The sequence below is a fragment of the Acrocarpospora catenulata genome (assembly GCF_018476525.1).
Taxonomy (GTDB): domain Bacteria; phylum Actinomycetota; class Actinomycetes; order Streptosporangiales; family Streptosporangiaceae; genus Acrocarpospora; species Acrocarpospora catenulata.
This window is the reverse complement of sequence record NZ_JAHCST010000009.1, coordinates 186004-211497: the sequence shown is the minus strand read 5'-3', so window position 1 is coordinate 211497 and position 25494 is coordinate 186004. Positions and strand designations below refer to the sequence as shown.

The 25494-nt window shown below is 69.1% G+C and carries 23 protein-coding genes; 11 read left to right on the top strand and 12 right to left on the bottom strand.

Annotated elements, in window-relative coordinates; genetic code table 11:
- Positions 1 to 198: 198 nt before the first annotated feature.
- Positions 199 to 2523, bottom strand: a complete 2325-nt coding sequence (locus tag KIP79_RS12220; protein ID WP_308169685.1) for a thiamine pyrophosphate-binding protein — start codon at positions 2521 to 2523, stop codon at positions 199 to 201.
- A 409-nt stretch (positions 2524 to 2932) separates the two neighbouring features.
- Here KIP79_RS12220 and KIP79_RS12215 point away from each other — a divergent pair, with 409 nt between their 5' ends.
- From KIP79_RS12215 to KIP79_RS12195, 5 genes are read left to right on the top strand one after another with little or no spacing between them, the layout of a single operon-like run.
- Positions 2933 to 4177, top strand: coding sequence for a cytochrome P450 (locus KIP79_RS12215; RefSeq protein WP_214104855.1), 1245 nt, complete (start codon positions 2933 to 2935; stop codon positions 4175 to 4177).
- Positions 4174 to 4392, top strand: a complete 219-nt coding sequence (locus tag KIP79_RS12210; RefSeq protein WP_214104854.1) for a ferredoxin — start codon at positions 4174 to 4176, stop codon at positions 4390 to 4392. Before KIP79_RS12215 ends, KIP79_RS12210 begins: the two co-directional genes overlap by 4 nt.
- Positions 4389 to 5492, top strand: coding sequence for a beta-ketoacyl-[acyl-carrier-protein] synthase family protein (locus tag KIP79_RS12205; protein ID WP_214104853.1), 1104 nt, complete (start codon positions 4389 to 4391; stop codon positions 5490 to 5492). Before KIP79_RS12210 ends, KIP79_RS12205 begins: the two co-directional genes overlap by 4 nt.
- Before the next feature lie 37 nt (positions 5493 to 5529).
- On the top strand, positions 5530 to 6060 hold the full coding sequence (locus tag KIP79_RS12200) for a Zn-ribbon domain-containing OB-fold protein (RefSeq protein ID WP_214104852.1): 531 nt from the start codon (positions 5530 to 5532) through the stop codon (positions 6058 to 6060).
- A complete protein-coding gene (locus KIP79_RS12195) occupies positions 6053 to 7228 on the top strand; it encodes a thiolase family protein (protein ID WP_214104851.1) in 1176 nt (391 codons plus the stop codon). Before KIP79_RS12200 ends, KIP79_RS12195 begins: the two co-directional genes overlap by 8 nt.
- 37 nt (positions 7229 to 7265) lie before the next feature.
- Here the strand turns inward: KIP79_RS12195 and KIP79_RS12190 are convergent, their stop codons facing one another.
- The 4 genes from KIP79_RS12190 to KIP79_RS49400 form a co-directional block, all read right to left on the bottom strand.
- Positions 7266 to 7940 carry a TetR/AcrR family transcriptional regulator gene (locus KIP79_RS12190; RefSeq protein WP_214104850.1) on the bottom strand — a complete coding sequence of 225 codons (675 nt, stop codon included), beginning with the start codon at positions 7938 to 7940 and terminating at the stop codon, positions 7266 to 7268.
- A 72-nt stretch (positions 7941 to 8012) separates the two neighbouring features.
- Positions 8013 to 9671: an AMP-binding protein gene (locus tag KIP79_RS12185; protein ID WP_214104849.1), complete on the bottom strand. Its 1659-nt coding sequence runs from the start codon at positions 9669 to 9671 to the stop codon at positions 8013 to 8015.
- 15 nt (positions 9672 to 9686) lie between these two features.
- A complete protein-coding gene (locus tag KIP79_RS12180; RefSeq protein ID WP_214104848.1) occupies positions 9687 to 10856 on the bottom strand; it encodes a thiolase family protein in 1170 nt (389 codons plus the stop codon).
- Entirely contained in the window at positions 10853 to 12169 is a 1317-nt protein-coding gene (locus KIP79_RS49400; protein ID WP_214104847.1) for a zinc ribbon domain-containing protein, read from the bottom strand. The genes KIP79_RS12180 and KIP79_RS49400 overlap by 4 nt, the downstream gene beginning before the upstream one ends.
- A gap of 506 nt (positions 12170 to 12675) precedes the next feature.
- Between KIP79_RS49400 and KIP79_RS12170 the strand changes: the two genes are divergently transcribed.
- The 6 genes from KIP79_RS12170 to KIP79_RS12145 all read left to right on the top strand — a co-directional run bounded on the left by KIP79_RS12170 (position 12676) and on the right by KIP79_RS12145 (position 19099).
- On the top strand, positions 12676 to 13257 hold the full coding sequence (locus tag KIP79_RS12170; protein WP_214104846.1) for a VOC family protein: 582 nt from the start codon (positions 12676 to 12678) through the stop codon (positions 13255 to 13257).
- A gap of 46 nt (positions 13258 to 13303) precedes the next feature.
- Positions 13304 to 14173, top strand: coding sequence for a fumarylacetoacetate hydrolase family protein (locus tag KIP79_RS12165; RefSeq protein WP_214104845.1), 870 nt, complete (start codon positions 13304 to 13306; stop codon positions 14171 to 14173).
- 84 nt (positions 14174 to 14257) lie between these two features.
- A complete protein-coding gene (locus KIP79_RS12160) occupies positions 14258 to 16030 on the top strand; it encodes an FAD-dependent monooxygenase (protein ID WP_214104844.1) in 1773 nt (590 codons plus the stop codon).
- Positions 16031 to 16127: 97 nt separating this feature from the next.
- Positions 16128 to 16526: a nuclear transport factor 2 family protein gene (locus KIP79_RS12155; protein WP_214104843.1), complete on the top strand. Its 399-nt coding sequence runs from the start codon at positions 16128 to 16130 to the stop codon at positions 16524 to 16526.
- A gap of 87 nt (positions 16527 to 16613) precedes the next feature.
- Positions 16614 to 18608 (top strand): oxidoreductase, encoded by a 1995-nt coding sequence (locus KIP79_RS12150; protein ID WP_214104842.1) that lies wholly within the window; start codon positions 16614 to 16616, stop codon positions 18606 to 18608.
- Positions 18609 to 18751: 143 nt separating this feature from the next.
- On the top strand, positions 18752 to 19099 hold the full coding sequence (locus KIP79_RS12145; protein WP_214104841.1) for a DoxX family protein: 348 nt from the start codon (positions 18752 to 18754) through the stop codon (positions 19097 to 19099).
- An 82-nt stretch (positions 19100 to 19181) separates the two neighbouring features.
- On the opposite strand, the gene KIP79_RS12140 is transcribed toward KIP79_RS12145, so the two are convergent.
- From KIP79_RS12140 to KIP79_RS12110, 7 genes are all read right to left on the bottom strand, one after another.
- Positions 19182 to 19886 (bottom strand): ABC transporter ATP-binding protein, encoded by a 705-nt coding sequence (locus KIP79_RS12140; RefSeq protein ID WP_214104840.1) that lies wholly within the window; start codon positions 19884 to 19886, stop codon positions 19182 to 19184.
- On the bottom strand, positions 19879 to 20676 hold the full coding sequence (locus KIP79_RS12135; protein ID WP_214104839.1) for an ABC transporter ATP-binding protein: 798 nt from the start codon (positions 20674 to 20676) through the stop codon (positions 19879 to 19881). The genes KIP79_RS12140 and KIP79_RS12135 overlap by 8 nt, the downstream gene beginning before the upstream one ends.
- Positions 20673 to 21620: a branched-chain amino acid ABC transporter permease gene (locus KIP79_RS12130; protein ID WP_214104838.1), complete on the bottom strand. Its 948-nt coding sequence runs from the start codon at positions 21618 to 21620 to the stop codon at positions 20673 to 20675. The genes KIP79_RS12135 and KIP79_RS12130 overlap by 4 nt, the downstream gene beginning before the upstream one ends.
- A complete protein-coding gene (locus KIP79_RS12125) occupies positions 21617 to 22498 on the bottom strand; it encodes a branched-chain amino acid ABC transporter permease (RefSeq protein ID WP_214104837.1) in 882 nt (293 codons plus the stop codon). Before KIP79_RS12125 ends, KIP79_RS12130 begins: the two co-directional genes overlap by 4 nt.
- Positions 22499 to 22509: 11 nt before the next feature.
- Positions 22510 to 23652, bottom strand: a complete 1143-nt coding sequence (locus KIP79_RS12120) for an ABC transporter substrate-binding protein (RefSeq protein WP_214104836.1) — start codon at positions 23650 to 23652, stop codon at positions 22510 to 22512.
- A 294-nt stretch (positions 23653 to 23946) separates the two neighbouring features.
- The gene (locus tag KIP79_RS12115) at positions 23947 to 24540 is read right to left on the bottom strand and encodes a DUF2889 domain-containing protein (RefSeq protein WP_214104835.1); all 594 of its coding nucleotides are present in this window, start codon (positions 24538 to 24540) and stop codon (positions 23947 to 23949) included.
- A complete protein-coding gene (locus KIP79_RS12110) occupies positions 24541 to 25413 on the bottom strand; it encodes a cyclase family protein (RefSeq protein ID WP_214104834.1) in 873 nt (290 codons plus the stop codon).
- Positions 25414 to 25494: the final 81 nt, after the last annotated feature.

Here is a 25494-nt window from a genome sequence, read left to right as displayed (position 1 = left end):
TGCGGAGGCCACCCGCGTCCATCGCGATGACGCCCGCCTTGGCCGCGGCGTACGCGACCACCGACGTGTTGCGGTAACCCTTCCCTGCGATCGAGGCGACGTTCTGGAAGGTTCCTGCGCCCAGCAGTCCCAGATCGCCCGTACGGCGAGCACGTACTCTTCGGTGCGGGGCGTCCGAGCAGGGTCGGAGAGGTTGGTTCAGAGGAGGTCGAGACCTGCGGCGACGACGCTGTCGGTGTCGAGGCCGTGGTAACGGTACACCGATTCCAGGTCCCCGGACTGGCCGAACCGGGTGACGCCGAGGTGGGTGGCGCGGATCTGGTTGACCCCGGCGAGGAAGGCGAGGGTGTGTGGGTGCCCGTCGAGGAGGGTGACGAGCGGTGCGGCCCGGCGGGCGGGGAAGGCGGCGTCGAGGATCCACGTCTCTGCGGCACCGCGGCCGGCGCGGGCCTGGACGGCGTCGAAGAGCAGGCCGGGGCTCGTCACGCAGACGACGTCGACGGGGATGCCGAGCGATTCGAGTCGTTCGGCGGCGGCGAGGGCTTCGGGCATGGTCGCGCCCATCGCGGCGATCGTCAGCGCGGGGGTGTCGGCGTCGGCCCGGCGGAGGGGGTAGGCACCCGCGACGACCTGGCGGCGGCGTCGTTCCCGGGCGGCCGGGTCGGCCGGGACTGCGGCGAGTGACTGCTCGACCGGGCGGGTGGACAGCCGTAGGTAGGCCGAGCTGCCGTCGGGGCGCCCGAGGCGGGCGAGGGAAGCGAGCAGGGTCCATTCGGTGTCGAGGGCGAACGCGGGTTCGTAGGTGATGCAGCCGGGTTGTTCCAGCCCGACGGACGGGGTGGTGATCGACTGGTGTGCCCCGCCCTCGGGGGCCAGGGTGACTCCGGAGGGGGTGCCGACCAGGATCGACTGCCCGCCCGCGTAGATCCCGAACGACCAGGGTTCCAAGGCGCGTTCGACGAACGGGTCGTAGAGCACCCCGATCGGCAGCAGCGGCTGTCCCCAGCGGGACCAGGTGGCGCCGAGCTCGCCGAGCGCGCCGACGAGGTTGCCCTCGGCGATGCCGAGCTCGATGTGCTGCCCGGTCGGGCGTTCCCGCCAGTGCAGGATCGTCTCGGGGTCGTCCTCGAACCAGTCCCGGCGCTCATCGGGTGACCAGACGCCGACCTTGTTCACCCAGCCGCCCAGGTTCGTCGACGACGACACGTCCGGGCACAGCGTGACGATCCGGCGGGCGGCGTCGGGGGCGGAGCGAGTCAGGTCGAGCAATGCCCGGCCGAGCGCGGCCTGGGTGGTGGCCTTCCCGGAAGGGGTGCGGCCGATGTCGACCGGTAGCGTGGGCGCCGCGGCAGGGTCGATCGGGTCACGGCGCAGCCGCTGCGCCGTGACCGTACACAGCCGCGCTGCCTGCGTGCCCTCCGCGAAGCGCTCCCACGGGTTCTCCAGCGAGGTCCCGCACCGGGCGGCGAGCTTGCGCATCTGCTCCTCGGACAGCAGCGAGGAGTGATTCTGCGGGTGTCCTTCGGAGGGGAGCCCGAAGCCCTTGACCGTGTACGCGAAGATCACGGTGGGCCGGGTGTCGTCGATCGCGGCGAAGGCGTCACCGACCGCGCGCAGGTCGTGCCCGCCGAGGTTGCGGACCGCGGCGTGCAGCGTGGCGTCGTCCAGGGAAGCGACGAGGGAGGCCGGCACGCCGGCGTCGTCACCGGTGCCGGGCAGCCGTTCGCGCAGCTGGGCGAGGGTACAGCGGAGCAGCCGCTGGTACTCGGCATTGGGCATCTGGTCGATGCGGCGGCGCAGGTGCTCCCCGCCGGGCCGGGTGAACAGCTCCTCCAGCAGGCGGCCGTACTTGACGGTGAGGACCTGCCAGCCTGCGGCGTCGAACATGCCCTGCAATCGCGGGGTGCCGATGTCGGGCACGACCCGGTCCAGGGACTGCCGGTTCAAATCGACGATCCACACGACCTCGCCGAGCTCGGCGACCATCGGGTCGCAGATCGCCTCCCACACCGCGCCCTCGTCCAGCTCGGCGTCCCCGACCAACGAATACTGGCGTCCTGCCCCGGCCTGGTCACCCAGGGTGGAGACGTAGCGGCGCGCGAGCGCACCCCAGATCGGCGCCGTGGCGCCGATCCCGACCGATCCGGTGGAGTAGTCGACCGGATCCGGGTCCTTCGACCGCGAGGGGTAGGACTGCAACCCGCCGAAGGACCGCAACGTCGTCAGGTAGGACCGGTCCAGGTCGCCGAGCACGTAGTTGATCGCGTGCAGCACCGGCGAGGCATGCGGTTTGACCGAGACCCGGTCGCCGGCCCGTAGTTGCTCGAACCACAGCGCGGTCATGATCGTGGTCATCGACGCTGACGAAGCCTGGTGCCCGCCGACCTTCAGCCCGGTCGGGTTGGGCCGCACCCGGTTCGCATGGTCGACGATCGCGGTCGACAGCCACAGCACTCGTTGCTCGATCGTGCGCAGCGTCTCCAGGCGCCCGATGGCGTGTTCCGTGCTGGTGTCGGCGGTCACAGGGAATCCTTTCAGGGAGGCAGGCGTCGGGTGGGTGCCTTGGGGGGCCTGGTCCACCACCCTCATGCCGAGCTCCTTCGCGCTGTTGTCCGGGGTGGCTCATCGCGTCGAAACGCCCCGCCACGCCTGTGCGCTCCATTAGAGAGTCCTTAAACGGTTGTGTCAACATATCCGTTGACAAAGCCTCATCGCAGGGTGCCGGGCGACGGCGTCCACCCCCTGTCGCCAAATATGTCAACGACTATGTTGACACCCTCGGCGGGCACTGCCTACAGTCGGGCACTGCCTACAGTCGGGCCGGCGAGCAGAGGTGCGGCGACGCGCCCGCACCGGCCACGGGGCACCGTGCGCGCTCTGAACGGGGCGGAGTGCGGAACGCCCATCAGAGCGGATACGAACGGAGGCGGCAGTGAGCGAGACAGTCCTGCCGGACAACCCAACCGATCTCGACGACCTGCTGTCGCCCGAGGCGATCGACCGGCCGTTCCAGTACTACCGGCGGCTCCGGGAGACCCGCTCCGTCTACTGGAACAAGCGGTGGAACGGCTGGATCGTCACCGGATACCCGGAGGTCGTCGAGGGCTTCCGGAGCCACACGAAGCTGTCCTCGGACCGCTTCTCCGGTCCGTTCGGCGAGGACCTCAGCGAGGCGTCGTCTCAGTACCAGCAGCTCTTCAGACTGCTGTCGAAGATCTTCGTGTGGAAGGATCCGCCCTACCACACCCGGATGCGCAAGCTGGTCAACAAGGCCTTCACCCCGCGCAGCGTCGAGGTGCTCCGGCCGCGGATCCAGGAGCTCGTCAGCTCGCTCATCGAGCCGATCCGGGGACAGCAGGAGGTCGACTTCTTCGCCCGCTTCGCGTTCACCCTCCCGGTGGTGGTCATCGCGGAGTACCTGGGCGTTCCCGCCGAGGCCCGGGAGTCAGTACGGAAGTGGTCCGAGGACCTGGGGGCGGTGATCTTCGTCCGGGGCAACGACACCGACCGGATGCGTAAGGGCGAGCAGGCGATGCACGATCTCGCCGAGTTCCTCAAGCCGATCATCGCCGAGCGGCGGCGGGATCCCCGGGAGGACCTGATCTCGGGCATGGTGCAGGCCGCGGACGGCGGCGACGCGTTCACCGACGACGAGGTGGTCGCAAACGCGATCTTGATGGTGTTCGCCGGCCACGAGACGACGATGAACCTGCTGGCCAATGGCATGGTCGCGTTCGACGAGTTCCCCGACCAGTGGGCACGGCTGCGCGCGGACCCCACGCTGGCGCGCTCCGCCGTGGACGAGGTGTTGCGCTTCGACGGGCCGATTCGTGCCCAGGCCCGCTGGGCGAAGGAGCCGCTGGAGTTGGCCGGCCAGCGGATCGAGGTCGGCGACCGGGTGCTGCTCGTGCAGCACGCCGCCAACCGCGATCCCGCGGGTTTCACCGACCCGGAACGGCTCGACATCGCGCGCAGGCCGAATAAGCACACCGCGTTCGGCCAGGGGATCCACACCTGCCTCGGGGCCCCGCTCGCCCGGCTGGAGGCGGAGGAGGCGTTTCGCGGCCTGTCGCAGGCGTTCCCCCGCTACACGATCCACGAGCAGGAGCTGCATTACGCGCCGACGGTGGTCTCCCGCAGCCTCACCCAGCTGCACGTCACCTTTTACGAGTCATGACAGCCAGGCTTGAGGGGGCCGAGGTCGACCACGGCAGGTGCGCCGGGGTCGGCATGTGCGTGCAGCACGCCCCGGGTGCGTTCGACTTCGACGACGAGGGGCAGGCGTTCTTCCTGCCATCCGGGGAGTGGACCGAGAGCGAGCTGCGTGAGGCCGCCTACGCCTGCCCGATGGAGGCGATCTCTCTGGTCGGCGACGTGAATGACGACGGATGAGAGCGACCCGCCCGAACGACGACGAGGAGGTCGATGTGCAGCGCGTCTACGTGCACGGGACGGCGGTGAGCTCTTCCTGGGCGGACGGGTCGGCGAGTCTCACCGACCTGATCTTCCGGTGCGTCCGCCGCGCCTTGGACGACGCGAGGATGCCGGTCGGCGACCTCGAGGCCGTCGTACTCGCCGCGCACGACCTCGTCGACGGCCGCTCCCTCACGAACATGATCACGGCGCCGGCAGCGGCGGCGTTCCTGAAGGACGAGACCAGGCTGGGCGATGACGGAGCCGCCGCGTTCGTCCTCGGCGACGCCCGCATCCGCTCGGGTTCGGTCCGGACCTGTCTGGTGGCCGCGTGGGGCCGGGCGAGCGAGGGTCCGGCCGACGACATCGCGCGCGCGCTGTTCGACCCGTTCACCACGCGCCCGCTGGGCATGACCGAGATCGGGGTCAGCGGGCTACGGGCCTCCCGCGCGCTCATCGAGCACCCGGAGTACGCCGAGCACCGTGCGGCGGCGGCGACTCGCCGCGGTGAGGTCGAAGGCGCGGCGGGCCGGATCCCGGCTGCGGCCTGGCCGTTGCGGGACACCGAGCTGCCGATCTGGGGAGACGTGGTGTCCGCGGTGGTGCTCAGCAGCGAGCCCGGGCCAGTCGAGGTGCTCGGGGCCGGGATGAGCACCGAGCCGTTCGAGCTCGGCGACCGTGACCTGACGGGCCTGCCCGCCCTGCGGTCGGCTGGGGAGCAGGCCCTGCGCGAGGCCAGGCGTTCCATCGACGAGGTCGACGTGCTGGAGATCGACGCCTTGACGATGTTCGACGAGGCGCTCGCGCTCGAGGCGGTGGGGGCGACCGGGTCCGGGCGCGGGATGGAGGCGCTCGCACTCGACCCGCGGCTCGATCCGGCCGGAGCACGGTCGGTCGGCTACTGCGCCCCCGCGATGGGCCTGACCCGGATCGCCCGGGCGGTGCAGCGGGTCCGCGAAGGTGACGGAGCCCTCGCCCTCGCCTCGGGGTCCTCCGTCGTCGCAGCTCAGACCCAGGCCGCCGTGGTACTCGGGCGTGCCGAAGGCCACGACACGACGCACGGGCGGTCCTGCAGGTGATCCGGAACCCACCGACGAGTAGCACGAGGAGCAGTTGATGAGCAGCACGCCGGTTCCCCCGGACGGCGACGCGGCCGCGGACGGGAGCACGACCGACCCCGTCGCGGAGCCGGTGACGATCCAGGGCCACTGGGACTTCGGGTACACCTACTTCGCAGGTGCCTCGGCCAGCCGGTTCTTCAACGAGCTCCGGCTCAACCAGCGGATCATGGGTACGCACTGCCCCACGTGCGACCGGGTGCTCGTGCCGGCCCGCGGGTTCTGCGACGCCTGCTACGTCGAGATCGACGAGTGGCGAGAGGTCGGTACCGAAGGCACCCTGGACAGCTTCACGATTCTGACGACATCGTTCCCCGGGCTTCCGGAACCGCCGACCGTGGTCGGCTACGTCACTCTCGACGGAGCTTCCACCGCCCTGCTGAACGCGGTCCACGGGATCGACCTGCACGACTTCGACGAGGCGGGGGCGTTGCTGCTGACCCAGCCGCGGGTGCGGGTCGTCTTCTCCGACAAGTGCGAGGGCCGCATCACCGACTTCGCCTTCGAGCTGGTGGCCGCCGATGCCTAGGACCGGCCACGGGCTCGCGGTCGCCGGTGTGGGGCAGACGCCCTATCGGCGGCGGCATGAGGGATCCACCCCCGAGCTGGTGGGCCAGGCCGTGCGGGAGGCGCTCGCCGACGCCGGCCTCACCGCCCGGGACGTCGACATCGTCGTCGGTGGTTTCGCGCCGGACGGCCTCGCGGGAGAGAACTGTCCGGACAAGCGCTTCCTCCCCGCGGCCTGCGCGATCGGCCGCTGGAGCATGCGGATCAACACGGGCGGCACCACCGGCATCGCAGCGGCCTACGCCGCGATGGACCTCCTCGAGGCCGGGCGCGGCGACGTGGCGGTCGTCGTCGGGGTCGAGCGGATGGCGCAGGCGAACAGCGTGCCCGCGGTCTTCAACTCGATCTTCGACCCGATCTACGAGCGGGACACCGGCCTGTCGACGATCTCGATGGGCGCGCTGCGCGCCACCCGGATGATGGCGCGCTGGGGCTACGCCCGGGAGGTCTGGGCCCAGGTCGCCGAGCGCAACTTCGACAACGCCTCGCGCAACCCGCTCGCGCAGATCCGCACACCGTACGGCGCGGAGGACGTGCTGCGGTCGCGCATGATCGCGTGGCCGGTCACGCAGCTGGACGCCTGCCCGGTGTCGGAGGGGGTGTGCGCCGTCGTGATCGTCCGGTCCGAGCGGTTCGAGGGCTCTGGCCGCCCCCTGGCCCATGTCCGGGGCAGGGCCTCGGTGAGCGACACCTACAACATGGGGGACCGGGTGCACCGCCCGATCGGCAACCTGGAGGACATGATCACCCTGAGTCGGTCGGCGGAGCGGGCCTACGCGCAGGCCGGCATCTCGGATGCCCGGCAGGCGCAGGTCGTCGAGATCCACGCCCCCTTCACGCACGCGGAGACCATGGCCTACGGCCCGCTGCGGCTGTGCGACGCACCTGACGGCCCGGACCTCGTCCGCTCCGGTTTCGGCCGGTGGGGGACCGAGACGGTGATCAACCCGTCCGGTGGGCCCCAGGCCGCCAACCCGGTCGGCGCCACGGCACTCATCAGGCTGGCGGAATGCGCCCAGCAGGTCATGGGCTCCGCCGGTGAGCGGCAGGTCCCGGGCGCGAGGGTCGCCGTGGCGACCGGGCAGGGGGGCGCGAACCAGTTCTCGACCTGCACGGTGCTGTCGGCCTGAACACCTGAGGGCAGTGCGTGCCTGGTCTGCGCGCCGGCTACCTCGCCGACGGCCGGTGCCGCCGGAGCTCGTCCACCGCCTTGTCGACCTGGAGGTCGGGGTCCAGTATGGCGGCGCCCCGCAACGCGCCCACCAGGACCTCGACCAGTGCCTCGACGAGGGAGTCGATGGCGTAGGGCTGCCCGGTCTGCAGCAGCGTGACGGTCAGCTGGTCCGAGGCGCCGCCGAAGGTCCGCCACATCAGGCGCAGCGCGGGATGGTTGGGATCCAGGTCGAGCAGTCGGCAGGCCCAGGTGATGGTGTTCCACCTGGTGAGCTCGAACGCGTCAGAGGCCTCGTGCCCGACGGCGTTGCGGGCGAGGATCACGTTGAGCGCGAGTTCCTTGTTCGCGATGAGATAGGTGAAGTGGTGGTGCAGCATCTGGCGCACCTGCACGCCGGGCTCGGCCTCGTGATCGGTGTTGTGCGCGGCCTCGAGCCGACGCGTCGCCTCGGCCAGTGCCTCCAGGTAGATGCCGCGCTTGTTCTGGAAATGGTGGAACAGCAGACCGGCCGCGACGCCGGCGGTGTCGGTGATCTCCGCGGCGGTGACCTCGTCGTAGGGCTGGCGGGAGAAGTGGGACAGGGCGGCCTCAAGAAGCCTGCGCCTGCTCTCCTCGGCCGCGGCCTGGCGCCGCGAAATGCGTGGGTTCGGCGGCTCAGGGGTCTCCACGGCGTCTCCCGCTGCTCGGCGGCTGTCTGTCACGGTCGACGATAGCCGCGAGGACCACCCGGTGCCGCCCGCTCAGTTTGCGTCGGCGCCGATTCCTGCGATCTTCGCGCCGGCCGCGGGGGACACCGTCGCGTCCCAGGTGTCCTCCGTGATCCCCTCCGCGCGGAGCTTGTACTTCTCGATCCGCTCGGTCTGGGTCCTGGGGAGGGACGCGACGACTCGGACGTAGCGCGGAAGCTGGAACAAGGCCATCCGCTCGCGGCAGAACTCCAGCAGCGCGGCGGGCTCGAACTCGCCACTCGCCGCGGGTACGACGGTGATCATGATCTCTTCCTCGCCGAGCGGCGAGGGGACCCCGTACGCGGCGCAGTCCGCTACCGACGGGTGCTTGCGCACGACGGACTCGACGTCCCAGCTCGACACCATCTCACCCCGGCGGCGCATGGCGTCCTTCTTGCGGTCGACATAGAAGAGGTAGCCCTCCTCGTCCAGGTAGCCGAGGTCGCCGGTGTGGAACCAGCTGTTGCGGGTTGCGGCGACCGTCGCGGCCGGGTTGCCGAAGTACTCCAGCATCATCGTGTGGGCGATCTTCGGCCGGGTGGCGATCTCGCCGACCGTCCCGGCGGGGACGAGCCGGTCGTCCTCGTCCAGAATCGCGACCTCCGCACTGGCGCTGGCCTGCCCCCCCGATCCGCGCAGGTACGCGGGTGCCGGGGTGTTGGCGTACGGAAACAGCGTCGGCAGCCCGTTCTCGGTCATCCCGTAGGCGTAGACGATCCGCACCCCGAAGCGTTCCTCCCACTGCTCCCAGATCTCCAGCGGCACCGGCACCCCGAAGGCGGCCCGAGCCTTGTGCGCCCGGTCCAGCTCGGACGGCGGCTGGTTCCAGAGCAGCTGCGGGATGCCACCGATGATGTTGAACGCGGTGGCGCCGGTGTCGATGATCCGCCGCCAGAAGCCGGACGCGGTGAACGTCGCGTCCAGGGCCAGCGTGGCGCCGGTGGTCCAGGCGGAGAGCACGGAGTAGTTCTGCGCGTTGATGTGGAACAACGGCAGGCACGAGTACAGGGTGTCGGAGCAGTCGTACTCGAGGTTGACGGCCATTTGGTGCGCGGCGGCGACGTACTGTCCGTGCGGGAGCAGGCAGCCCTTGGCCGGACCGGTCGTACCGGACGTGTAGAGGATGGTCGCCGGGTCTTTGGTGCGCAGGTCCAGCGCCGGCGGCCGGACGGCCGGGTGATCGAGGAACTCCCGGATGTCGGCGTGCCCGGTGCCGTGACTTGTCTGGCCGCCGGCCTCGCGTACGACGACACGCTGTACGCGGGGGAGCTCTGCCAGCACGGCCTGCAGCTGGGGGAGCAGGTCGGCGTCGACGATCACGATGGCGGCCCGGGAGTCGTTCAGGATGTGTACCAGGCCGTCCCCGCGTAGCGCGACGTTGATCGGCACGATCGTCGCGCCGATCTTGATGGCACCGAACCAGGCGGACAGCCAGTCGGGGGAGTTCCGCATCATGATCGCCACCGCGTCGCCGCGGCCTGTCCCGTGCGCGATCAGGCCCTGGGCGGCACGGTCGGCGAGGGAGTCGATCTCGCCGTAGGACAGGTCGGAACCGCCGAACCGGAGGAACGTTCTGTCGGTGTACCGCTCGGCACGGTCCTCCACGAGCCGGCGGAGGTCCCGGTCGGCCTCGACGAGCCGGCGGAGATCCGAGGTGCTGAGCTCAGCCATCGTTAGCCTCTCTGTTCAGTCCCGTGACAGGACTGTGACGACGGAGATGCCGACGGAGTAACCGCCGACGTTGTGCTGGAGCGCCTTGCCGTTGCGCAGCGAGACCTGCCGGGCGCCGGCCTGCTCGCGCAGCTGCCCGAACAGCTCGACGACCTGGGCCACGCCCGTGGCGCCCACGGGGTGTCCCTTCGCGAGCAGGCCGCCGCTGGGGTTGACCGGGATCCGCCCGCGCAGGGTCGTATCGCCGGACTCGACGAGTTTGCCCCCGGCGCCCTCCTCGCAGAGCCCGAGATCCTCGTAGGTCATGATCTCGGTGCCGGTGAAGCAGTCGTGCAACTCGACCGCGTCGAGGTCCTGTGCGGTGATCCCGGCCATCTCGTACGCGCGGGAGGATGCGAGCCGGGTGCAGTCCCAGCCGGTCATCCGGGTCTTCTCGTGGTAGTAGAGCCCTTCGGTCGCGAGCCCCACCCCGGCGATGTAGACGGGGGAGTCGGTGAACCGGTGCGCGATGTCGGCCCGGCACAGCACGACCGCTGCGGCGCCGTCGGACTGGGGGCAGGAGTCCAGCACCGTGAACGGGGAACAGACCATGGGGCTGTTCAGGACGTCGTCGACGGTGATTGACGCCTGGCGCTGGGCATTGGGGTTCAGCGAAGCGTTGTCCCAGGCCTTGACCGCGACCATCGCGAGCTGTTCGCGCGTCGTGCCGTACTCGTGCATGTGCCGGGCAGCCTGCGGGGCGAAGATCGTCGCCGCGGTGTTGGCGTAGGAAAGGATGGGATGGCCCACCCGTCCGCTCTCGAGCAGGCTCTCCTTGGTCGGCCGCTCGCGCAGCTTCTCCGCGCCGACGACCACGACGACGTCGTGCACGCCTGAGGCCACGGCCATCGCGCCGATTCGGATCGAGTCGCTGCCGCTCGGACACCCGTTCTCGATCCTGCTCACCGGGAGCCCGGGCAGCCCGATGGCGTTGGCCAGCGTCGCGCCGGACGGGATCTCGTTGCCGCCCAGGCTGCCCATCACGTTGGCGAAGAACCCGGCCTCGATGTCGGCGGGGTCGATTCCCTTGTCGACGCCGGCGAGCGCCGTCCGGTAGGCGTCTGCGGCGAGCTGCTCGAGCCCGCGGTCGAAGTGCTCGCCGAAGGGGGTCATGCCCGCTCCGACGATGGCCACCTTGTTCCTCATGCGACGTTCCTCGACTCGGTCGTGGCTCCCGTGGATCCGGCGCCGTCGCGGGCGGTGCGTGGCGGGACGAACTTCATGGCGTAGACGGGTGCGCCGCCGTCGTCGGTGAACCGGCGGACCCGCAGCTCGACGGCGGCGCCGATCTCCACCTCGTCCGGGCCCATGCCGGACGTCGGCGCCCAGTACCGCGAGCCGTCGTCCAGTTCGGCGAGGACGAGGATCATCTGGTCGCCGAAACCGGTGGGGAGGAACCGGTTGACGATGAAGGTGTAGACGCGGCCGGTCCGGCTCAGCGGTGCCGGCGTGAAGCCGTAGCCGTGGCACGACGGGCAGATCGTGCGCTGCGAGGGCGGGAACACGACGTGGCCGCAGCCGTCGCAGCGGGCGCCCTCGAGCCGGAGCAGCTCCCGCGCGGACCGCCTGAAGAAGGGCGAGCTGCCCGGCAGCGACAGCGGTGGCGACGAGCGGACATCGATCGGCTCCGGCAACTCCGGGACGGGCCCGGGGAGGGTCGGGAGGAGGGGCCGGGTCCCCGCGTCGACCTCGATGCTCAGTGCGACGGCGCGGCTCGCCGTCGTCGCGACCACGGTGGCCGCCGAACCCGTCGCGGCGGACCCGGCGGCGAGGACGGCCAAGAGCGGACCCGCCACCCCGCGATCCGGGAGGACGGCGGACCGGTCGCTGCCGCAGGCGGTGGCCACCGCTGCGGCGGCCACGCCGGTCACGGCGGCGGGCGGGGGGCCGTCCATCGCGATGAGCGCGGCCAGGGCTGCCTTCGCGTGATCGGCGACGTATCGGTCGAGGTAGCGGCCGTCGCCGAGGTGTCGCACGCCATCGCCGTCGGTCCAGTTTCCGTAGACGACGTCGCCGGCGCTCCGCTGGGCCCCTGGTCGTAGCGCCGGCGCGTCGCTGTCGGCAACGAGGACGGCGACGGCCCCCGCCGAGACCCGCTCGCTGTCACCGGACTCCGTCGCGACGAGCAGGACCGAACGCACGCGGCCCGCCTGGACGGCGTTCATGGCTGCGGCGAGCGCCGCCAGTCCGGCAAGCGAGTCGCCGGCGCTGACCGACACGGTGACGCCGGCGTCGAGTCCGGCCGCCTCGCGGACGATCTCGGCCTGCGGGCCGTTGACCAGTTCGGGGCGGGCGAACGCGAGGTGGAGTTCGTCGACGGGCCCTTCGTACCGGGTGAGGCAGTCCTGAGCGGCCTCGATCGCCAGGGTGACGGCGTCCTCATCGCCGTTGGCGACGAGGACGCGGTGGCGGCCACGGCGGACCGAGAACGACGGCGTGTAGCTGCCTGCCGCAACCACAGCAGGTCTGGATAGATCGGGCACGATCAACTCATTTCAGTGGCAGGGATCTCGTCGCGGCGCGGGGTCGGCCGATGGACCTCGGCCCGAGCCGCGTGATTGTGCAGCCGACCAAGGAACGGGCCGAGTGCAGGAGCGGTCGCAGTGCGGAGGTCTGCCGCGCGGGACCCGATCGTTCGCGGGGCGCGCGACCGGGGGTTCGCGGGTGCCGCCGTCCATGTGCCCAGCCCTCTCCGAACGTGTACGTGGCGGGACGAACCGGGTCACGCCAGCCAGTTCTCCCGGGACGGTAACGACACTGCGGACCGAGTGTCAACAGTGTCGTTGATTCATTGGGCTCGAACGCGTCGAGGTTGCCCCCACCTGTGAAGATACTCGTTGAGTGACGCTCATTGACTTCCACTCAACTAAGTCCTACTTTTGGCCGATACCGGTCCGTGTAAGCCGGGTCACAGCTGGCCCGCGCGGCGCCGGTGATCACCGACTGACGAGGATGTGGGACGAGGATGACTGCCACCCCGAAGTTCGCGCACATCGTGTTGCAGACGAACCAGGTCGCCGAGATGCGCGACTGGTACCGGACCGTCCTGGGCGCCGACGTCGTTTACGAGAACCCGGGCATGTGCTTCCTGACCTTCGACGAGGAGCACCACCGGATCGCGCTGGTCGGGTCGCCGGCCGAGCCGTGGGTCGAGCGGACACCATTCACGGTCGGCCTGCAGCACAGCGCGTTCACCTTCCCCAGCCTCGAGACGCTGCTGGAGAAGTTCGAGGACCTCCGCGCGGCCGGGATCGAGCCGCGGGTGCCCATCCAGCACGGCGTGACGACCTCGCTCTACTACCGGGACCCCGACGGAAACACGGTCGAACTGCAGATCGACAACTTCGCCAAGCCCGAGGACGCGACTGCCTACATGACCGGGGCCGAGTACGCAGCCGACCCCGTCGGCCCCTCGTTCGATCCGCGGAAGATGGCCGAGGCCCTGCGCGCCGGCGCCTCCCCCGCGGAGCTCACGACCCGAAGCTGGGCTGTCGACGCCGGCTCGCCCTACGCGGAGCCGATGGCTCGCCTGTTCGCGCCTGCGTGATCAGCGTTTTCGGCAGCGGACCCGGAGTGGTGAGGAGCAGTGTGACGTGCGTGTTGTGAGTGTCGAGGGTCGGCTCGCGGTGGTCGTCGACGGCCAGGTCGTCGACGTCGAGCAGGCCAGCGGCGGGCGGTTCGACGCAGCCCCCCAGGCCGTCTACGCCCGATGGGAGGAGTTCGTGGCGTGGGCCGCCGAGGAGCGTGGCGTGCGACCCGGTGCGGTCTGCGGCCCCGCGCTGGACGAGGTCACCCTGGCTGCTCCGGTTCCGGAGCCTCGGCAGGTCTTCGCGATCGGCCTCAATTACCGCGACCACGCCGCCGAGGGCGGGCTGGAGGCCTCTGACACGACGCCGATGGTCTTCACCAAGTTCCCGTCCTCGGTGGCCGGTCCGTACGATGACATCCCCCTGCCCCCCGGTTCGGTCGACTTCGAGGCGGAGCTCGTGGTCGTCATCGGCAAGCGGGCCGAACGCGTCCCGGCTGACCAGGCCTGGGAGTATGTCGCCGGGCTGACCGTCGGGCAGGATCTGTCCGAGCGGGAGCTGCAGACGGGGCCCCCGAATCCGCCGCAGTTCAGTCTGGCGAAGTCGTTTCCGAAGTTCGCGCCGATCGGGCCGGCTGTAGTGACCCCGGACGAGTTCGAGGACCCCGCCGACCTGGAGATCGGTTGTCACCTCAACGGTGAGCAGATGCAGCAGGCGCGCACCAGCGACATGATCTTCTCGGTCGCCGGCATCGTTGCCTACCTGTCCTCGGTGCTCCCGCTCCTGCCGGGTGACCTGATCTTCACCGGGACCCCGTCCGGGGTCGGTTTCGCCCGAGACCCGAAGCGCCTCATCACACCCGGCGACGTGCTCCTAACCCACGTCGAGGGCATCGGATCGATGAGGCACCACTTCCATGCCGGTCCGGTCCGCTGACCCGGACCGTCCCGTCCCGGCTGACCAACCCCACCCGAATTCGACACGAGCCGCCTTCGGCTGCACTCAATGGGGAGTTGACCTGTGCCTGACAGTCTTGACGTGCCCGTCCTGATCATTGGCGGCGGAGGCTGTGGCCTCTCCAGCTCGATCTTCCTTTCCAACCACGGGATCGACCATCTGCTGGTGGAGCGCCACCAGTCGACCTCCCTCCTGCCGAAAGCGCACTACCTCAACCAGCGGACCATGGAGATCTTCCGTCAGCACGGCCTGGCGGACGAGGTCTACGCGGTCGGCACGCCGATGGAGAACCTCGGCACCGTCAAGATGGTTACGACGCTGGGCGGTGACGGCCCGCTCGACCGCCGCACCCTTCAGGAGATGGACGCCTTCGGCGGCGGATCCCTTGCCAAGGCCTACGACCGTGACAGCCCCGGACCGTCGACGAACTACCCCCAGATCCGGCTGGAGCCGCTGCTGCGGCGGCATGCCGAGAGCCGCGCACCGGGCAGGATCCGCTTCCACCACGAACTCCTCACCCTCACCCAGGACGACGACGGGGTCCTCGCGATCATCCGCGATCGAGACGACGACCAGACCTACACAGTGCGTGCCCGGTATCTGATCGCGGCGGACGGCGGCAAGACCGTCGGACCGATGTTCGGGGTGGAACTGCGGGGCCCCACCGGTCTCGTCGACATGGTCAACCTGCACTTTCGCGCCGACCTGTCGCCCTGGTGGGATGACCGGACGGTGATCACGTTCTTCAACAACCCGTCGGGCGGCTCCACGTGGGGTGCCGGGGCGATGGCCCAGATGGGCCCGACCTGGGGCAAGCGCTCAGAGGAGTGGAGCATCACCTTCGGGTTCCGGCCCGATGACCCGGAGAAGTTCGACGAATTCACGATCATCCCGAAGATCCGGAGCCTGCTCAACCTCCCCGACCTCGACATCATCCCGATCAATCTGAGCCACTGGATCGTCGAGGCCGTGCTCGCCGATCGTTGTCGGGTTGGCCGAGTCCTGTTGGCCGGGGATGCCGCCCACCGGCACCCGCCGACCACCGGCCTGGGATTGAACACCGCCATCCAGGACGCGCACAACCTCGCCTGGAAGCTCGCCGCCGTACTCGAAGGGTGGGCCGCGGACGCGTTGCTCGACACCTACGAGGCCGAGCGCAGACCGGTGGGCGCCCGCAACGTCGAATGGGCGATGTTCACCTTCGCCAACCACGCCGTGGTCGACGCCGGGTTCGGGCTACCGCCGGGAGCGCCGACCGAGGTGGTCGAGCGGGCCTACGCCGAGTACTTCTCCGAGACTCCGCACGGGGCGACACTTCGAGCCCGCTTCACGGAGGTCGCCGACACCCAGCGGACGGAGTTCCAGGCCCACGACATCGAGATCGGGTTCGGCTACGAGGCAGGGGCGCTTGTCCCGGACGGCTCCGAGGCGCCGCCTCGTGACCCGATGGGGTTCGCCTATCAGCCCACGACCCGACCCGGTCACAGGCTTCCGCACGCGTGGCTCGTCCACGACGGGCAGCGACTGTCCACGCACGATCTTGTCGGTGTCCCGGGTGGGTTCGTTCTACTGACAGGTCCGTCGGGGGCATCCGTCTGGGAATCTGCCGCGTCACGAGCCACCGCCAAATTCGGGGTCCCGGTTTCTACGGTGGTGATCGGAGACGGCGCGGCCTACCTCGCTCCGGACGGTGCGTGGGCCCGGTTGCGTGAGGTCGCCGACGACGGCGCGATTCTTGTGCGGCCGGACAACCATGTGGCCTGGCGGGCCCACGACTGCGCCGGCGTTGCGGACGACGAGTTGACCGCCGCGATCGGGACGGTTCTGTACCGCTGACGAACTGCCCTTGAGGGCGACGCCCGCACCATGAGGCTCGACCCGGAGGCGACGAGACGCGGACGAGCCAATCGCGAATGATCGAAAGGAAATTGAAATGTCGAGTTCGACCAGACCGGCGGTTGTCCGCGCCGCGGACGTGCTCCACGCGGGTGACGCGGACCCGGTCCGCCTCCTGGGATTCTTCGATGGGGAAACCGTATTTCAGATGGCCAACAACTCGCCTGTGACAGGTAGGGCCGCCATCGAACGATGGATGGGGGAGTATCTGCAGGGTATTTCCGGGGTCTCGCACGAGCTCATCGAGACATGGGAACGAGACGATTCCATCGCCACCCTCGTGGAGGTTACTTATACGGGGGAGTCGGGTGGTCGAGTCAGACTACCGGCGATGACGCTGATGCGCTTCTCGGGTGAATATCTGGCAGAGTATCGGATCTTCATGGATCCGTCGCCGGTGCGGGAGCTGTCAGGTGCATCTCCGAACGATTCGTGACAGCCATCGCAGCTCGCGGCACGAATTCACATGATTTACCCGGCTTCTGCAGTCCTGTCGCATGAAAACGATGACTTGGAGAGTCGAATGTCTTCGGAACTGGAGCGCACTTTCGAGCCGATCGCGATCCGCAAGACGATTATTCCGAATCGTGTCGCAATTGCGGCGCACGAGACGCGATTTGCCAACGGGCCCGTGATAACAGATGCTCTCGTCGCCTATCACACCGAAAGGGCGAAGGGAGGTGTCGGCCTGATCATTCTCGAGGCGGCGACGGTACATCCGTCGAGTACGGTGAGCAACAATCCTGCCTGCCTGGCGGCTTACGACGACAGGATCATCGAAGGCTACCAGCGTCTTATGGCGGCAGTTCGGCCATATGGCACCCGGGTATTTCAACAACTATGGCATGGCGGCCATCATTTTGGGCCTGGTGACGGGCGTCCGCCAAGAGGCGTTTCTGCCGTCACGAGCCCGATCTTGGGTGTGCCTCCCGTTCCCCTCGAGCGGGAGGACATCGCCGAGTTGGTCTCGGCATATGCCGACGCGGCCCGACGCGTTGTCGCCGGTGGTCTGGACGGCGTAGAGATAGCTGCCGCTCACAGCTATCTAATTCAGCAGTTCCTGTCGCCGATGACGAACACTCGGGATGATGAGTACGGTGGCTCCCTCGAGAACAGGGCGCGCTTTCTGGTCGAGGTGCTGCGCGCCGTTCGCGATGCTGTCGGACCCGATATGGCAGTCGGCGTCCGGGTGGGTGCCGGTGCGGGAAAGGGGGCAGTTCGCGAGCCTGAACTGAGCGAGGTGGCGAACAGTCTCGTCGATCATGGCCTGATCGACTATCTGAATGTTTCGCAGGGCGACTTCTTCGGTCCGCATATCGCGATCGGCGGAATGGAGACGAAGGCAGGTTACCAGTTGCCATCGAGCGGGCAGATCACCGCTTCGGTCACCAGGGTTCCACGCCTGGTCACGGGCCGGTTTCGTGCCCTGGATGAAGTCGAGGAGGTCCTGCGGTCGGGCGCTGCGGACATCGTTAGCATGGTGCGGGCGCATCTTGCCGCTCCCGATATCGTTGAGAAGACGAGAACCGGCCGTCGCGGAGAAATCAGGCCGTGTATCGGATGTAATCAGGGCTGCCTTGGGGTCATCTCAGGTACGGACACGCGAACCGGGTGTGTGGTGAATCCGATCGCCGGATTCGACGATGTGCTGTCCGAAGACCAGATCGGCCGTACGACGAATCCCCGGAAGGTCGTCGTGATCGGTGGCGGGCCCGCCGGCCTGGAAGCCGCACGAACTGCGGCACTACGTGGCCATGAAGTCGTTCTTTACGAAGCCGCCCCTCGTCTCGGGGGCGCGCTGAATTTCGCACGGCGTGCGCCGAATCTCGGTGGAATCTTCGATGTAGTCACCTGGCAGGAGGCCGAACTGGGCCGGCTGGGCGTGGATGTGCGGAAGTCGAGCCCCATCGACGCGGCGGGAGTACTGCGTCAGGAGGCCGACTTCGTGATCGTTGCCACTGGGAGCGTTCCCGATAAGTCGGGCGTTCTTATCTCGGCTCCGGGTGAACGTGTGGCGGGGGTTGAAGAATCGCACGTAATCTCTTCGGTGGAACTTCTCGGTGACGACAAGCGCGAACTCGGACGGACGGCCGTCGTGTATGACGACGTTGGTCACTACGAGTCGGTGGCGGTCGTCGAGTATCTCCTGGTCCGGGGACTTGACGTCACGGTCGTCACGCGATTCTCGTCCTTTGCTCCGGTAGCCGATCGAACGTTGCGAACTGTTCCAGCGCGGAAGCGCTTCGCTGAATCTGGGCGGCGTTTCGACGTTCGACCGAATGCTCTGCTGACACGTATCTCGCCAGGCTCCTGCGTCGTGCACTCGGTCGACCACGGTGAAACGGAAGTGGCCGCGGATACGGTCGTGCTACTCACGCACCGGACCGCGTGCGATGACCTTTCGGTTGAACTTCGCGCAGCCGGCAAGGCAGTGAGCCGGGTAGGCGATGCCCTTTCGCCCCGAGATCTGCAGACCGCGATCCGTGAGGGACACCTCGCTGGTAGAGGCATCTTGTGATCGGTGCTTCGTAGTAAGCCATTCCTGCTAGTCCGGTCCGGGAAACTGTCAAGAGCCCGGTGGCGGATTGGTGGCTTTTGTCGGGAAACCGCTGAACTCGACGTTCCGCTGAACATCAATTTCTAAATGAGAATGGAGTACACGTGGCAATCGCCAGCGTCATCGTGTCGGCCGTGCTGATCCTCGCGCTAGTCGCCTCCGCCGGAGGCAAGCTGCTCCGGCAGAACTTGCAGATGGAAGTGATGCGCACAGTCGGGGTACCGGAGAACCTTGTGCCGTATCTCGCAGTGATCGAGTTGTTGGGCGCGGGGGGACTGGTGGTCGGCTTCGCTGTGCCGGCGCTCGGAATCGCCGCCGCGATCGGCGTGGTGCTCTACTTTGCCGGCGCTGTCGCGTCCCACCTGCGGGTCGGCGACTGGAGCCTCACCTCGTCCGGAGGAATGCTCGTGCTGAGCATCGCGGCGCTGACGCTCAGCATGCTCACCGCGTGATGGCGGCTCTTCGAACTCAAGAGGCGACCGCATCCCCAGTCGCGCGGGTATGGCCTTGTCGCGGTGTCGGTGCTTGTCGGTCTCACAACAGGGCCATGACCTGCTCGCTCGTTCGCAGTTCCGCGGCCGGGCGGTGGGCCACGACGGATCCGGACCGCAGGACGTAGGCCTCCTCGCTGATCGCGAGGGCGGCCATGGCGTTCTGCTCCGCCAGCAGGATCGAGGTGCCCGTCGCGTCGCGGACGTGCCGGAGGCGATCGAAGATCGTTTCCACCATGACGGGTGACAACCCGATCGACGGCTCGTCGAGCATCAGGACTGTGGGGCGGGGCGTCAGCGCCATCGCCACGCTGAGCATCCGTTGCTCGCCGCCGCTGAGCGCGCCTGCTCGCACGTCGACCCGGCCGGCCAGCGCCGGGAACAGGTCGAGCAGCTCCGCTGCCCGCTCGTTCCTTGCCCTGCGCTGCAGGCTGCGGCCCGCGAGCAGGAGGTTCTGCCGGACGGAGACACCCGGGAAGACGATGTTCTCCTGCAGTGAGGTGCCGAGCCCGGCCCGGACCCGATGCCACGGCGGCGTGCCGAGCAGCGATGCCCCGTCGACGGTGACGCCTCCGGCGACCGGGGTGATCAAACCGGACACCACCCGCACGAGCGTCGTCTTGCCGGCGCCGTTCGCGCCGAGGAGGCAGGTGATCGCACCACTCCGGACGGTGAGGTCGACATCGCGGAGGACGCGGGAGGAACCGTATCCAGCGGTCACCCCCCTCACGACGAGCGCGTCAGGCATGCGCCGCACCTCCGCCGACGTACTCCGACAGCACCGTGGAGTCCGCGAAGACCTCGTCGGGGCTGCCCTGCCGGAGCACCTGGCCGCGTGTCATGAACACGACGTCGTCGCACCACATCCGGATTACCTCCACATTGTGTTCGATCACCCCGACCATCGCGCCCCGCTCGCGCAGGATCCGGATCTCGTTGCCGAAGTGATCAAGGGCGTTAAGGTCGACTCCTGAGCTGGGCTCATCGAGGAACACGACCCGCGGTTCGGTCATCAGGACCCGCGCCAGCGAGACGAGCTTGCGCTCCGCGTACGAGAGCTCTCGGACCCACCGATCGGCGCCGTCGCCGAGGCCGAGCCGATCGAGTACCTCCGTGGCGGCGTCGAGATTCGGCCTCCGCGCCGATCGCCGTTTGCCGCGTCGCGCGACGGAGGTGCTCTCCTCCCGCGCGTCACGCGCCTCGCGGGCAACGAGCAGGTTCTCCAGGACAGTCATCCCGTCGAAGAGCCGCAGGTCTTGGAAGGTTCGCCCGACTCCGATCCGGGCGATCTCCAGCGGAGAGAGGGAGTGGAGGCCGTGCCCGCCCAGCCTCACCGTGCCGCGGTCCGCCTTGACGAACCCGGTCACGATATTGACGATGGTGCTCTTCCCGGCGCCGTTCGGGCCGATCAGCCCTGTTACGCCACCGCCTCGCATCGAGAACGTGCAGCCGTCGAGCGCCTGGACCCCGCCGAAGCTCTTCGAGACGTCCTCCACCGTCAGCACGTCGTGCGTGCCCCCGCACGCGGCGGTGGTCATCGTGCCCTCCTCAAGGTGCTCCTCAACCAGGTCGTGAGCTGCGGGCGTCGTTCTGTCCGGTCGCTGCGGGGCTTGATCCGCACTGAGGCTCTCTCCCGGAGCAGACCGTTGGGCAGCAGGAGCATCGCGAGCACCAGGAGCAGACCGAAGAGGAACTGGGGCAGATGCTGGTCCACGGACCCGCCGAACGACACGTACGCGGGGAGCCGCTGCAGGAGGATGACGATGACCGCGCCCACGGCGGCACCGGCGAGCCGCGTCTGGCCACCGAGCACAACGATGGTGAGCACCATCACCAGCTGGTCGAGGCCGAAGGAGTGGGGCGACACGAATCCGGCGGTGGCGACATAGAGTGCGCCGCCGATCCCCGCGACGCCGGCCGAGACGGCGAACGCCTGGACGAGTGGCGCCGTCCGTGGGATGCCGTAGGCCGGCGCGGCATGGCGGTTGTCCCGCAGGGCCCGGAGCCGGCGTCCCCACGGGCTCGCCGTCAGCGCCCACAGCCCGAGCGCGACCACAGCCAGGACCGGAACCGTCAGAGCGAGCAGTTCGGGTGGGTCGAGCAGCGCCACGCCGCTGACGGTGAGCGGAGGTATCGCGGAGATGCCGTTGGCACCTCCCGTGAGCCCCCGGAGGTTGGTCACCACATCCTCGAACACGAACTGCGCTGCGAAGGTGACAAGCAGAGCGCTCTCGCCCGCGCCCGCGACAGCGGCAAGCCCTATCACCGCCCCGACCGCCGCGGCGACGACCGGCGCCATGAGAAACCCGAGTCCTGGGCTCTCGTAGACGGACGCGAGGAGCGCCGTGGTGTATCCGCCGACGCCCATGCAGGCGACCTGGGCCACCGAGAACACGCCGCCGTGCCCGAAGACGAGCACCAGTCCCTGCGCGACGACCGTCCAGATGCAGATCGTGAGCAGAACCGCCAGCAGGTAGGTCATGATGCCGCCAGCTGCATGACCCGCCGGCGCTGGACCTGGCGCACCACGATGCGACGGGCGAGTAAGGTGACGACGATCGCGGTGAACAGCACCGTCCGATCCCATTGGGCGGGCAGTTGCCAGCTGATCAACGCGACGACGACCTGGAGCAGCACGGCGGCCGCGACCGGACGCACCAGCGACTGGTGGCCACCGACCAGCACCGCGCCGAAGGCCACCAGGAACGGCCCGACGCCGATAGCCGGATCGACGCCCGCGACGACACCGGACACAACTCCGGCCGCACCCGCGAAGACCGCCACCAGGACGTAGGTCAGTACCTGTGCCGCGGGTTCGTTCACTCCAGTCACGAGAGCGAGCTGCCGGTTCTCGGAGAGTGCCTCCAGGGAGAGGCCGAGCGAGGTCCGCCGCAAGAACGTGAGCAGCGCCGGGATCAGCAGGATCGCCAGTCCGATGGCGGCCAGGTCGGCCGTGCTGAAACGGAAGCCGACGACCTCCACCGTGGTCTGCACCCCTGAGAAGGGATAGCGGCGGACGGGCCCGTAGACCCATCCGAGCGTCGCCTGCGCCATCGCGAGCAGTCCGAGCGTCGCGATGAGGATGGCGTCCGGATTCGCTCCGCGGCGCAACAGCGGCCGGTGCGCCAGCAGGAACAGCAGCGCGGCGTAGCCCGCTGCCGCGCCGACTCCAAGCACGGCTGAGGGCAACAGCGGCAGCCCGAGGTCCTGGAACGACACCGACCCATAGCCGGCCACGACGAAGACGGCCGGCAGATGGAAGTCGATGAGGCCGACGACCCGCCAGGCCAGCGCGATCCCGACCGTGAACAGCGCGGCGAGAGCACCGGACGAGAGCCCGTGGGACAGGACAGCGGTCACGACAGTCTCCCTCAGCCGGCCAACGGCGTGTAGGTGTGCACCTGCTCGAAGCCGCTCGTAGACACGCGGAACACCCCGAATGCCAGGTCCGTGCTGCCGTCAGGCCGGAAAGTGTACTTTCCGACGGTTGGCGCGCTGCCGCCGTCGCGGCGGATCTCGTCGATCAGGGCCCGGCCAGTGATCGACCCGCCGACCGCCCTCGCGGCGGTGCCCGCCTCGACGACGGAGTCATAGGTCAGCAGGGCGTGGATGGTCGTCCTCGCCACGAGGTCTGACAGCGGCCCGGGCGTGGACGCGGGCACGTCGTTGCCCGACACATAGACGCCGTCCTGCGCGGTCGGGAGGGACGACAGGGCCGCTGTCTTCGCGCCGGAGTTGCTCAGGAAGACACCGGAGTAGCCGAGCTCGCGCCCCTGGCGCACGGCGAGACCGGCATCGTCTCCGGAGGTGGCGGCCAGGAAGATGGCGTCCGGGTTCGCGGCGAGGACCTTCGACAGCTGAGACCGCACGTCGGTGCTGCCCTGTGGGTAGGACTCGACCGCGACGATCTCCTGGCCGGCTTTTCGCGCCGCGTCCTGTGCCGCCGTGGCCATCGACTGGCCGAACTCGTAGTCGACGTACAGCACCCCGACGCGGCCGGCGGCGGCCCCTCCGGAGGCGAGGAAGTCCCACATCGCCGCCGCCTCGGTCGCGGGCAGAGCCTGCATCTGCTGGGCGAGCGTGGCGCCGTTGGCGTACGGCGTGGCGCTGCTGGAGATCAGCAGGCTGGCCACTCCCCGGCGTTCGAGGTAGGGAACGATCGCCGAGACGACGTTCGAGCCGGAGCACAGGACGACCTGCACGCCGTTCTGCTCGACCGCCTTCTGCGTGTTCTCCATCGCGAGGTCGGCATTCAGCTGACCGGTGTCGATCGGAACGATCTCGACCGTCGGCCCGCCGTCGGCGGAGACCTTCTGGGCGCCCAGGTCGGCGCCCTTCGCTATACCTTCCCCGACACCCGCAAGGCCAGGACCGTTGGGCACGCAGACGCCCACCTTCAGGGTGCTCTCCGAGGTGTTCGACGATGTCCCGCCGTCATCGCCGCACGCTGCCACCGCGAGCATCACCGCGGTGGCGGCCACTATCCGGGCATGGCGAAGCCATAAGACGACCATGTCGTTCTCCGATGTCTCAGGGCCGGAACCAGTGCGATCCGGACATGTGACCCGGAACGATAATTACCGGTCGCAGGGTTGTCAACGCACCTGTTTACAGCTTCCGTGTCCCGAGAACGCAATATCAACGACTCCGTTGACATTTCGGCCCGCACGGACGAGCATCGGTCGCGACCCAAGCTCGACGAGAGGTGAGAACGATCGTGACGAGTGTGCCCGCCCTGGCGTCCCACCGGTGGACCTGCCCGCTCAGGGCCCGCGATGATGCCCTCCTCCGTCAACGCCTTCGGTGCGTCACTCCTCGTCGTCTGTGCGCCCGGTCGTGCTCGTGACCGGTGGCTGTGGACGCTTGGCGCGGCGCTGGACGGGCGAGTCGGCGGCGAGCGCGGCGCAGGCGTTCAGCAGCCTGGGCTCGATCCGCATGCCGGCACGCGTCCAGGTGCCGTCGGCGCGGTTGCCCGGGGTGTTGTCCACCTCGGCGCGCATCCGCAGGTAGATGGACAGGACGTTGGCCGCGGACAGGTCGAGGGCGAGGGTGAGGAAGTGGCTGCACCCCAGAGTGCCGCCGAGCACCTCGAGGACCTGCCGCCGGTAGCCGCGCCGGATGCTGAGGCCGCGCAGCCGGGAGACCGGCGCGACCGTAACGGCGCACTGGTCATAGGGCTGCTGTGCGGAGTGGGCGGAGATCTCCCGGATCGTCAGGTCTGGGATCGTGATCGTCGCATCCAGGCGGAGGTCGTGGATCACCTCGATGTCGGCGGGATCGTCGATGGCCGTGCTGGTGTCCCGCAGCGTGGCGACGACCCGCATCTCGGTGTCGGAGACGGGTAGGACGTCGAGGTGCTTCTCGCGCCGGGCGCCGCGCGGCGCGAAGGAGCGGCCGGCCATCTACAGTACCGCCACGGGCGCCACCGGGCTGCCGACCGCTTGGTGTATCGGCAGCGGGGCGACGACGAGGAGGAAGTCGCGGCGGCCGGCCGCGGCCAGGGCCTGGGCGAGCGCGTCCAGCGCGAGCAGTTCGAGGAAGTAGACTCCGTGGTCGCGGATCAGCGCGATGTGCAGGGGCGAGGCGCAGGACGGGTCGCTCGACGGGGAGACCTCCACGCCGATCGTGTCGGCGCCGACCAGCGCGAAGCCCGCCTCCAGGATCCACTCGACGCTGTCCACGTCCAGCCCCGGCCAGGACTCGGTGCCGATCGACGGGTCCGCGCGCCACAGCGCCGGCCAGCCGGTCCGTACGAGCAGCGCGTCGCCGGGGCGGGGGTCGCAGCCGTCGAGGGCCGCGCGGAGGACGTCGACGGGCACCGGGGTGCCGGGTTCGAGGCCGTCGGCGCCCTCGGGCACCGCGTCGACGAGCAGCCCCCGGCAGACGAACGGGCCGGCCTTGTCGATGCCGCAGCGTTTGGCCCCGCGGCTGGTGACCTCGTCCGAGCTGAACCCGCCGTACATGACGCCGTCCTGCCAGACGTGCGCGAGGGCGTCGAGGTGCGTGGCGCCATGGCAGGCGAGCAGGATGGAGTCGTCGGCGAAGCCGAAGCCGGGCCGCTCGGGCAGGCCGGCGGCGTAGTCGCCTCCGTCCCGGCTCATGAAGTGCACCGGTGGGGTCCGCATGGCGGCGATCGGCGCCGCCCCGGCCCGGATCGGCTGGGCCAGCGGGATGACCGTGCCGTGGCTCGCGCTGTCCAGCCCGCGCCGGACCGCCCGTTCGTCGACCAGGTTGAGGGCTCCGCGTTCGTCGCCAACCTCGAACCGATACCGCATGGCAACCTCCCAAGAACGACGGCTCACCTGCCTCAAGGAGATTATCAACGGAGTTGTTGACAGGTCAACGCGGCCAGGTTC